Origin of the sequence: Methylibium sp. (assembly GCF_013817365.1) — a bacterium.
GTDB lineage: Bacteria > Pseudomonadota > Gammaproteobacteria > Burkholderiales > Burkholderiaceae_C > Methylibium.
In genome coordinates, this window is sequence record NZ_JACDCU010000220.1 from 1 (window position 1) to 6,541 (window position 6,541).

9 protein-coding genes and 1 pseudogene are annotated in these 6,541 nt (G+C 65.0%); 5 read left to right on the forward strand and 5 right to left on the reverse strand.

The genetic code is table 11. The annotated features are described in order from the left end of the window. The 4 genes and pseudogenes from H0W38_RS13565 to H0W38_RS13580 form a co-directional block, all read left to right on the forward strand. Positions 1–248 (forward strand): annotated as a pseudogene (locus H0W38_RS13565) (hypothetical protein); the annotation flags it as partial. Next, complete coding sequence (locus tag H0W38_RS13570) at positions 242–796, forward strand: hypothetical protein (protein WP_292454894.1); 555 nt, start codon at positions 242–244, stop codon at positions 794–796. The pseudogene H0W38_RS13565 and the gene H0W38_RS13570, both read left to right, overlap by 7 nt. A gap of 249 nt (positions 797–1,045) precedes the next feature. After that, positions 1,046–1,939, forward strand: coding sequence for a YihY/virulence factor BrkB family protein (locus H0W38_RS13575; RefSeq protein WP_292454897.1), 894 nt, complete (start codon positions 1,046–1,048; stop codon positions 1,937–1,939). Positions 1,940–2,155: 216 nt separating this feature from the next. Continuing rightward, on the forward strand, positions 2,156–2,554 hold the full coding sequence (locus H0W38_RS13580; RefSeq protein WP_292454900.1) for a hypothetical protein: 399 nt from the start codon (positions 2,156–2,158) through the stop codon (positions 2,552–2,554). 66 nt (positions 2,555–2,620) lie between these two features. On the opposite strand, the gene H0W38_RS13585 is transcribed toward H0W38_RS13580, so the two are convergent. The 4 genes from H0W38_RS13585 to H0W38_RS13600 all read right to left on the reverse strand — a co-directional run bounded on the left by H0W38_RS13585 (position 2,621) and on the right by H0W38_RS13600 (position 5,402). Then, a complete protein-coding gene (locus H0W38_RS13585; RefSeq protein ID WP_292454916.1) occupies positions 2,621–2,830 on the reverse strand; it encodes a hypothetical protein in 210 nt (69 codons plus the stop codon). 258 nt (positions 2,831–3,088) lie between these two features. Beyond that, a complete protein-coding gene (locus tag H0W38_RS13590; protein ID WP_292454918.1) occupies positions 3,089–4,021 on the reverse strand; it encodes a universal stress protein in 933 nt (310 codons plus the stop codon). A 42-nt stretch (positions 4,022–4,063) separates the two neighbouring features. After that, positions 4,064–5,227 carry an SLC13 family permease gene (locus H0W38_RS13595; protein ID WP_292454920.1) on the reverse strand — a complete coding sequence of 388 codons (1,164 nt, stop codon included), beginning with the start codon at positions 5,225–5,227 and terminating at the stop codon, positions 4,064–4,066. Continuing rightward, a complete protein-coding gene (locus H0W38_RS13600) occupies positions 5,109–5,402 on the reverse strand; it encodes a hypothetical protein (RefSeq protein ID WP_292454923.1) in 294 nt (97 codons plus the stop codon). Before H0W38_RS13600 ends, H0W38_RS13595 begins: the two co-directional genes overlap by 119 nt. A 4-nt stretch (positions 5,403–5,406) precedes the next feature. On the opposite strand from H0W38_RS13600, the gene H0W38_RS13605 reads away from it, so the two are divergent. Next, positions 5,407–5,754 (forward strand): hypothetical protein, encoded by a 348-nt coding sequence (locus H0W38_RS13605; RefSeq protein WP_292454924.1) that lies wholly within the window; start codon positions 5,407–5,409, stop codon positions 5,752–5,754. A gap of 328 nt (positions 5,755–6,082) precedes the next feature. Here H0W38_RS13605 and H0W38_RS13610 read toward each other — a convergent pair. Further along, positions 6,083–6,541: hypothetical protein (locus H0W38_RS13610; protein WP_292454927.1), on the reverse strand; the 459-nt coding region annotated here is incomplete at its 5' end.

Sequence of the window (6,541 nt, forward strand, 5' to 3'; positions counted from 1 at the left end):
TCGATCTGGGCTTCATCCCAGTCGTGCCGCCGCTCAGTACCAGGATCGAGCCCTGGGAGTACGACCGCCAGATGTACAAGCGGCGCAACGAAGTCGAGCGACTGTTCCGCCGACTCAAGGGCTATCGAACGCGGCCATTGCCGACATGACCCTCGCGTCGCATCTTCTCTCGCTTCGAGAAGCTCGATGTGATGTTCCTCGGCTTCATCAGCTTCGCGCTGATCGCGGATGGACTGCGGTTGTGTTAACAGGCCCTAGCGCGCGCGGCGTCTACGCGATCGGCGATGTCGTCGCCAAGGCGCCGCAGTTCACGCACGTGGCCGGCTACCAAGCCGGCATCGCGGTCCAGAACGCACTGCTCGTTCCGTACGCCAAGACCGACTACGCGTCGCTCCCCTGGGTGACCTATTGCGACCCCGAACTGGCGCACGTCGGCCTGGGCGAAGACGAGGCCCGCAAGCAGCACGGCGGCGACGTGCGCACGCTGCAGGTCGAACTCAGCGCCAACGATCGGGCCCGGACAGAGCGCGCGGCGCAAGGGTCGATCCGGCTCGTCGCCCACCACAACGGGCGCGTCCTCGGCGTCTCGATCCTGGCTGCACACGCCGGCGAACTTGCTCATGCGTGGGTGCTGGCGATCGGCGCCGGCTTGAAGCTCAAGGACGTGGCGCGCATGATGGCCCCCTACCCGACACTCGGCGAAGTCAACAAGGCGGTGGCCGGCGAGTTCTACAAACCGAAGCTGTTCGGCGCGCTGTCGAGAAGAGTCGTCGCGCTTTTCTCCCGTCTCCCATGAGGATTCGATGAGCCCCTGCGGACGCCCGCTCGAAGGTCAGAAGGCCCTGGTCACCGGCGCCAGCCGACATGGCCAGAACAATCTTGGCGGTGCCCGTGGGCGAGCGCAACGATGGCGACGAAAGAGCGGTCCGCACTGCCGGCACTGGCGCCGCTTGAGATGATCTCAGCAGAGGTGCTCGGGGAGTCGGATCCAGGGGGAGCACTCGTTTACTCAGGGCTCCCGACGTCGAGAACAAGGAGCAGGCAGATGTCAATACTCGCGATGACCAGGCAGTTTCTGAAAGAGCTGTATCGAGAAACTGATGACGACGACATCCTCAACGGTGCTGCGGTGCTGGGCTTCTACCTGATGCTGGCGATCTTTCCGGCGATGATCTTCGTGCTGGCGATTATCCCGTACCTGCCCATCGCGAACGTCGATCAGGCAATCATGGATCTGCTGCGCCAGGCGCTGCCGGCGAGCGCCGCTGACATGTTCGCGGGTGTCGTTCAAGAGGTCACACAAGAACAGCGTGGCGGCCTGCTCTCGTTTGGCCTTCTTGCTGCGCTGTGGGCCACCTCCACCGGCATGTACGCCATCATGCAGCAGCTCAATATCACCTATGGCGTCGACGAAGGGCGCGGCTTCCTGCGAGCCCGGCTCGTGGCGATGGCACTGAGCCTGCTGTTTGTGGTGCTGGTCCTGGGCGGCTTCTCGCTCATCGTTCTGGGCGGCCAGATCCAGGAGTGGCTGGGCTCGCGTTTCGGCATCGGCGGCGCGCTGCTGGCGTTCTTCACCGTCTTTCGCTGGGGGATCATCCTGGCAGCGCTGCTGCTGGCGTTCTCCCTCATCTACTACCTTGCCCCGAACGTCAAGCAGAGATACAAGTTCATCACGGCAGGCAGCGTCGTCGGCGTCGTCGTGCTTCTGGTCGCATCGCTGGCTTTTGCCTGGTACACCCAAAGCATTGGTAACTACGCCGCCACCTACGGCAGCGTCGGCGCGGTCATCGTGCTGATGATGTGGCTCTTCATTGCAGGGTTTGCCATCCTGTTTGGATCGGAGATCAACGTGCTCAATGAACGACACGCCGGCGGCAAGCAGAACGTCGGGAATGCGATCGGCCAACGCAAGCGCAACGCTGAGGCGCGATCACATTAGGCAGACGAGGCGGCGCCGAGCTGCAACATTCGCACGCCCTCAATGTACGGTGCTCGCACTGGCGATCAATGCCTTGTTTCTTCGACGCCCACCGTCGCGCGCGGCCACCACAGAACGCGGCTTAGGAGTCCTTCCTTCTTTTCTCAACCGTGTTGCGGCGTGATGCACTCATGTGCGACCCGGCAGCACGGACAGGCTGCATTAGCCGAAATCCCAATGACAGCCATTTCCGCAGAAAATCCTGCGGCGACGCACATCGGAGCCTCACGGAGTGAGGGCACGCGGGAATTACGCCGCTGTCGCGCGCTTCGATTCCGAGAGCACAGCCAGGGGCCCCGACAGCCGCATGGCCTGAAAATGTTCTGCGCGCTGGAGAACGTCATCCAGATCGGCAGGCGTCGCGATGCGACGCCGCGCATCGCCGACGACCAGATCCGCATGTCGCTGCAGCGACTGCAGTCGCGCTTGGTTTCGCTCAAACGTCGCCACTGCGGTGAAGACCTCCAGCATGCGCACAAGCACAGCGGCGCTGCCGCTTCCGTTCTGACGGATCAGGTGGCCGAGGACAGCCGCGCCGCCCCGTCCTGCTGTGGCCGCTGGCAACGTCTCGGCTAGCCACAGCATTGATGTTCGCGCTGCCGGATGGCAGCCGACACTGCGCCGGCGCGCGGGGTTCACGCTTCAGTCGGGGTCGTTCGGCGTGTGAGCGTCGCGTTCGGCATGCCGCGCACGCGTGGTGCTGCGGCCCGGCGACGTGCCTTCGCCGTCGACGCCGCCATCGGCATCGGGCAGCTGCGGTTCGAGTTGGTCGCGGCCTTCGCGCTCCTTGGCGGCGTCCTTGCGTTCCTTCAACGGGCTGCCGGGGCCAGAGGATTTTCCTGAATCGGGCATCGGGAGATCCTTTCATCGCGCCTTGGGAAGGGTGATATGGGCAAGGCGCGTGCCGTGGCTGGCGCGCGGCGACCGGCTTGCGCAGGGAGTCGTCGCCTAACGGGGTAACCTGTCGAACGGCAACGAATTCGTCAAGGTGCGGGCGCCGGAGCCGTTCCCTCGGTTCGTGCCCGACCCGCGCTGAGACGGCTGCCGCAGGGGAAACATGAGCGACGGGAGCGACGAACCCGCCTGCCTTTGCCGGCGCACCAGGCGACGCTACACGACCAGCACCGGATCGCGTGCGCGCCGAATCAGCGCCTGCACATTGCGGTAGGAGCTGCTGCCCGGATCGGTGTCGCGCCCGGTCACGATCAAGCGTTGACCCTCTTCTGCCAGCTCGATCACCTGCGCGACCAGATCACCGCGGCGAACACTGACATGGCAGCCGAGCGAACGCTTCTGAGCCTGGCGGTGCATCTCGGCGATCAGCCCGGCGACTTCGGGCCGGTCGAGCCGGGCCAGATGGTCGAGGTCGAGATCGGCGGCCCCGTGCTCACCGATCAGTTCGGCGGCGGCCTCGATGACGTCGTCTTCGACCACCGCGACGAGACGGATCGTGCCGCCGTCGCCGATCAAGCGCAGCGCCCAGGCCGCTGCGAGGGGGTTTTCCTGGACGTGGACCGACAAAGGCAGCAGCACCGGCTTCAGGCTCTCGGCCGGATCGTCGCGAGGCTCGCGCACGACCAGCAGCGGCCGCGCCTGCGTCATCAGCTTGTCGAGCGTGACGCCGATGCTGTCGCTGCCGAGCGCGGCGAAGTCTTCGAGGAACGGCGCCGACACGATCACCAGGTCAGCGTCGAGCGCATCGGCGGCAGCGATGATGCGCGCGTACGGCGGTGAGCTATCGGGCTCGCGGGCCAGCGCCACCGCCTCGATGCCTTCGGCGACCAAGCGCGCCACCTGTTGCGACAGGAAGGCATCGCTTTCGGCGTTTGCCGCGCCCTCATGGATGTACGCCACATGGAGCCTTGTCGACGCTCGCCTCGCAATCTGGGCAGCGAGTCCAAGCACCATCGCGCTCTGGTTCGACCCGTCGATCGCCGCCAGGATCACGTCGAGCGCCGGCAGCTTCAGCTCGAAGTGCTTGGCCGACAACGCGGCCTCGAAGTCGTGAATCGACGCGCTCAGCTCGCGGTCATCGGGTTTCATGCTGTCGGACATGCAAAGCCTTTGCGCGGTTGTCATGGGCGGTTAGGACGGCAGCGCCGGAAAAAGATCGAAGGCCCAGAACGTGTAGATGTAGGCAAGAACCAGAAAAATCTGCAGCACGGTCACCGCGCCACCGACCTTCAGGTATTCGCCCCAGCCGATGCGGATGCCGCGCTCCTTTTCCAGCGCATGCAGCGCGATCACGGCCGCGATCGAGCCCACGGGGGTCGGGTTGCCGCCGAGGTTGCAAGCGGCGATCAGCGTCCACCACAGAGGCTCGGCCTGCATCCCGCGCTCGATCATCGTGTTCACCACCGGGATCATCGTCGCCGCGACCGGGATGTTGTCGACGATGCCGGCGGTCACGAACACGAACGGCGTGATCATGGCGATGACCGGCGCCATCTGCCCGCCGGCCAAGTCATAGATGCCGCCCGCCATCAAGGTGAGCAAGCCGGTTTCCTGCACGGTGCCGATCAACACGAACAGACCGACGAAGAACAAGATGATCGGCCACTTCACCTTCTTGATCGCTTCATCGGGCGGAAACCCCGAGAACAGCAGTGCGGCCACAGCGCCGCTGAAGGCGATGAAGTCGAGGCCGACGCCGAGCGCTTGTGCCAGCGCGAAACCGACGATGGTCGCCCCCAGGATGGCGGCGGAGCGATAGAACAACGATCGGTCTTTGACGAGCGCCCATTCGTCGAAGCCGGCGACCTTCTCGGCCCGCGCCGCGAGCTGCTTTGAATCGCCGGTGCCGAGCGAGCCGCGATAGAAGAACCGGATCACGAAGAACGCGAGCAGCGCCGAGAGCAGCGCCAGCGGCGCCGAGACGATCAGGAACTGTACGTAGGGAATGCCGGCCGAGGTGCCGATCATCAATGTCGGAATGCCGGAGGCGAAGGTCATCAGCGCGCCTGAGTTCGCGCCGATCGCGACCGCGATGATGTAGGGCTTCGGATCGTCGCCGAGCGCCTTGGTGATCACCAGCACCAGCGAGGCCATGATCAGCACGCCGGGCGCGATCGTCAGAAAGGTCACGAAGGCGATGGTCACCGCCATGACCGCCGGCAGGAGCTTCCTCGGGTCACCTCGCGTCAGCTTGACGATTCGCACCGCCAGGAAGTGAAACAAGCCCGAATCCGCGGCGATGGCGACGACGACCGAGGTGCCGACGATGACGCCGATCAGCGAGATCGTGCTCAATGAAATCGTGCACCCTCTGGTACGGGTGCTCGCCGCCAAAGACGCCAAGCAGCAACGCGAGTGCGACGGCAACCACCGCGCCGAGCACAGCTGCGAGCGTCTTGTGCAACCGCTCGAGCGCGATCAGGGCGAACGTCACCACCAGAACGATGCCGATCAACAGCATCGGCAACACCGGCTTGGGCGCCGTCGACGCAGAGGCCGCAGCAGCGGCAGCGACAGTTGTCAGCACATCAGACCCCTCGTTGCCTGGTGTCTGGCAAGCCGAATGCCCGTGCCGTTGTGTGATTGCCGCGGGCGGCGCGGCCGTGCGCCATGGCGACGCGGGAGCCTCGCTGCGGCTGCTGCTGGCCGCGCAGCCGCAACTGGTGACACCGGTGCTGCAGGTCGTGCATCGCGTGATCACTCGTTTCCTGCTCGATCAGGCCGGGCTGAAGGCCGAACAGGCCGACAGCGGCGCGGTCACGCCTGAACATTCACCTTCGCTGCCTGGTGCTGCACGGCGTGTACCGGCGCACCGACGGTGAGACGGTATTTGTCGAAGTATGAGCGGATCCTCACGCACCTGGGACTGCAAGCGCGGGCGCCACCCTGGGCGCCGGCATGCGAGCGCCCGCTGGCGCAACCCGCCTGATCGCAGCTCAACGGTCCCCGCACGATCGGCCCAGTACCTGAGAATCGGCACCGCGACCTCATCAAAGGAAAACCCTCTGGAACCAATGAGCGTCGGCTTAACCTACGAAGTTTGATAAATAGGAGCACTTCACTACTGTCCGGTTAAATGATCCCCGCCGAGCCTGAGATCGAGCGTTGGCGAGGGTTGTAGGCCGATTTCGTTTGGTGCCGATTTGAACTTCACCATCCAAAAACCGCCGGGCCCAGCCCGCATCGGCCAAAGCGCAACGTCAAGCCTGCGCAACCCACGGCGCGCTGGCCAACGCGCTGCTCGAGGGTTTTTGGGATGGCAAGATTCAAGCGCGCCAGCACCAAGCCCGCCGACAGGCCAGACTGCGCGCGCGCCGCGACCACGCCGCGGTACAGCTCGGCGGCTTTGATTGGCACTCGCTGGTGTGCGCGCCGGCGGCATGCCACATGCGATCGGCCAGCTCGAATGGCTTTCTCTTGCGCGAGTGCATCGGCCGTGACCGAGCTTCTCCGCTGCTGCGTTGCGCGTCGCTCTTCGATGATCTGGCGCAGATCCTCGGGCGGCTGCGCTGCCAGCGCCGACTGAAACAGCGCATCGACGATGCTGGACAGGGGCGGCCCGTAAGGCGCGGCCAGGCGATCGAATGCAGCGCCGGCGATGTTGAAGAG